Genomic DNA, 1,969 nt, shown 5'->3' with positions numbered 1-1,969 from the left:
TCGCGGACATCCACGTGCGTGGGCATGCGCAGCGCGTGCACCCCCGGTCCGTGCGGCCCGCCGCGACGGGCCGCGCGGCCTCCGACAGGCGGGAGAGCGCGGCGTGCAGGGTGTCCTGGACGCTGCGCGCGTCCGGCTGGCTCTGCCAGCCCACGAAGTCCCGCCCGTCCCACTGCACGTCCAGTCGAAACCGGACGAAGCCGGGCGGCGGCGAGAACGAGGCGGGCTCGGGGTGCTCTTCGTGCGTCACGGGATCTCCGCGGTCACTCTAGCGTCCCGGCGCGAGGGCATCGGGCCGCCACGGGGTTGTCTGGACAGGGAAGGTGAAGATTCACTCAATCCCACACTCATTGCGCTACCCTTCATCCATGCAACAGGACATGCGCGCCGCGCTGCTCCGACAGCTCCGAGCCCACCGCCCCGCCGATCACCGCGAGGGCGCCGCGCTCGTCGAGATCGTCGACCTGCTCGATACCCACCCCGAACCCTTCAGCCGCGCCACCTTCGTGCCCGGCCACGTCACCGCCTCCGCGCTCCTCGTGGACGCCGGCGCCGAACGCGTCGGCCTCATCTGGCACGTCAAGCTCGGCCTGCGCCTCCAGCCCGGCGGGCACGTCGAACCCGGCGACGCCAGCGTCCACGGGGCCGCCCTGCGCGAACTCCTCGAGGAGACCGGCCTCGCCCACTACGACGTCGAACCCCTCGGAGACCTCCCCATCGACGTGGACGTCCACGACATCCCCGCGCGTCCCGGCGAGGCCCGCCACCGCCACTACGACGTCCGCTACGGCTTCCGCGCCCGCCGCTCCGTCACCCCCGAGGGCGTCCAGTGGGTCACCCTCGACGACATCGCCGAACCCAACCTCTGGCGCGCCGCCCGCAAGGTCGTCCGCCTCGGCCGCGCCGTCGCCGTCTGACCGAAACGAACGCGAGGGGCCGCCGGGAGGACCGGCGGCCCCTGCGCGTCAACGCGCGGTCCACCCCAGATCCAGATCCAGCACCGCGCCCGTCATCCCCCACGCCGCGGGGCTCACCACGTAGCTCGCGAGGGCCGCCACGTCCTCCGGATCGAGCAGACGGCGGATCGCGGCGGGTTCCAGCATCACCTTCTCCAGCACCTCCTCCTCGCTCATGCCGCGCGTACGTGCCTGATCGGCCAGCTGACCCTCCACGAGGGGCGTGCGCACGTACCCCGGGCAGATCGCGTTCACGGTGAGGCCGTGCGGCCCGCCCTCCAGCGCCGCCGTTCGCGTCAGGCCGATCACGCCGTGCTTCGCGCTGATGTACGCGCTCTTGAAGGGGCTCGCGACGTGCCCGTGGATGCTCGCGACGTTCACGATGCGGCCCTGTCCGCCCGCCACGAGGAACGGCCACGCGTACTTGCTCAGCAGGAACGGCGCCGTCAGCATCACCGCCAGCATCCGGTCCCAGGTGTCCTCCGGGAAGTCCGGGATGGGGTCGATGTGCTGGAAGCCCGCGTTGTTCACCAGCACGTCCAGCCGCCCGAACACCCGCGTCACCTCGTCGATCGCGGCGCGGCAGTCCTCGCGGCGCGAGAGGTCCGCGCCGATGAAGACGAGGTCCTCCGACTCCGCGAAGTCCTTCGCCTCCTGCCGGGGCAGGTCCAGCACGGCCACGCGCAGGCCGTCGCGCTTGAGGCGGCGCGCGACGGCCTTGCCGATCCCGCTCGTGCCGCCCGTGACGAGCGCCGCGCGGCGCTCCACCGTCGAATCCTGAGGTGACGTCATGGCCCGAGTGTAGGCGCTCGCCGTCACGCCGACGTCGCACCTCAGCTTCTGAGCGCGCGGAAGAGCGCCTCCGTCTCCGCGAGCGGACGCAGGTCGAGGGCTCCGAGCGCCTCGCGGCACGCCTCGTACGCCCGCAGGACCCGCCCGAGGTTCCCGCGCGCGTAATGCGCCCGCATCAACACGCGCGTGGCGGGCTCGTGCGCCGCGTCGAGTTCCAGCGC

At 72.6% G+C, this 1,969-nt stretch carries 3 protein-coding genes and 1 pseudogene; 1 reads left to right on the top strand and 3 read right to left on the bottom strand.

The window, feature by feature from the left end; translation table 11 throughout:
* A pseudogene (locus tag DEIPI_RS40205) lies at positions 1–250 on the bottom strand (hypothetical protein); the annotation flags it as partial.
* Between the two features lie 118 nt (positions 251–368).
* On the opposite strand from DEIPI_RS40205, the gene DEIPI_RS32180 reads away from it, so the two are divergent.
* Positions 369–917 carry an NUDIX hydrolase gene (locus DEIPI_RS32180; protein ID WP_084474490.1) on the top strand — a complete coding sequence of 183 codons (549 nt, stop codon included), beginning with the start codon at positions 369–371 and terminating at the stop codon, positions 915–917.
* 48 nt (positions 918–965) lie between these two features.
* On the opposite strand, the gene DEIPI_RS0117300 is transcribed toward DEIPI_RS32180, so the two are convergent.
* Both DEIPI_RS0117300 and DEIPI_RS40200 read right to left on the bottom strand, forming a co-directional pair.
* Positions 966–1,748 carry a 3-hydroxybutyrate dehydrogenase gene (locus tag DEIPI_RS0117300; protein ID WP_027482592.1) on the bottom strand — a complete coding sequence of 261 codons (783 nt, stop codon included), beginning with the start codon at positions 1,746–1,748 and terminating at the stop codon, positions 966–968.
* Between the two features lie 41 nt (positions 1,749–1,789).
* On the bottom strand, positions 1,790–1,969 hold a 180-nt coding region (locus DEIPI_RS40200), incomplete at its 5' end, for a BTAD domain-containing putative transcriptional regulator (RefSeq protein ID WP_027482591.1).

It is taken from the genome of Deinococcus pimensis DSM 21231 (assembly GCF_000519345.1).
Taxonomy (GTDB): domain Bacteria; phylum Deinococcota; class Deinococci; order Deinococcales; family Deinococcaceae; genus Deinococcus_A; species Deinococcus_A pimensis.
This window is presented reverse-complemented; position numbering and strand designations above follow the sequence as displayed.

Bases quoted from the DNA above. Each gene is read 5' to 3' on its own strand.
- DEIPI_RS32180 (WP_084474490.1), top strand. From the start codon at position 369: ATGCAACAGGACATGCGCGCCGCGCTGCTCCGACAGCTCCGAGCCCAC.
- DEIPI_RS0117300 (WP_027482592.1), bottom strand. From the start codon at position 1,748: ATGACGTCACCTCAGGATTCGACGGTGGAGCGCCGCGCGGCGCTCGTC.